This is a genomic window from Bradyrhizobium sp. LeoA1Lang (assembly GCF_055413685.1).
This window is the reverse complement of sequence record NZ_JBVAPG010000522.1, coordinates 1-424: the sequence shown is the minus strand read 5'-3', so window position 1 is coordinate 424 and position 424 is coordinate 1. Positions and strand designations below refer to the sequence as shown.

The 424-nt window shown below is 67.9% G+C and carries 1 protein-coding gene; it reads right to left on the bottom strand.

Annotated features, from left to right (window positions below; translation table 11 throughout):
* Positions 1-424: phosphopantetheine-binding protein (locus ACZYOF_RS44380; RefSeq protein WP_463719672.1), on the bottom strand; the 424-nt coding region annotated here is incomplete at both ends.

The window sequence follows — 424 nt, the reverse complement described above, 5'->3', positions numbered from 1 at the left end:
CCAGGCTGCGCTGCCAGGCGCTGCGGTCGAGCACACCCTTGAGCCGCCATCCCAGCGGGATGTGATAGTGCGTGCTGCCCGCATCCAGCTGCGCCAAAAACCAGAGCCGCTGCTGCGCAAACGAGGGCACAAGGGACGCATCACGCGACGCTGCCACAATGGCCGGCAGCTCTTGCGGACCGGAGCGGCTCAATATCTCGACAATGCTCCCCGCCAGATCGGTCAGCACCGGTCTGGCGAACAGCGTCGTCAGCGGCAGTGCGACGCCAACAGCCTGCGACAGCCGGCTCAAGAGCCGCACCGCCAAGAGCGAGTGGCCGCCCAGCGCGAAGAAGTGGTCGTGGCGTCCGACCCGCTCCAGCCCCAGAAGCTCGGCCCAGAGCTTGGCCAGCGCGGTCTCGATCTCGCCCTGCGGCGCCTCATA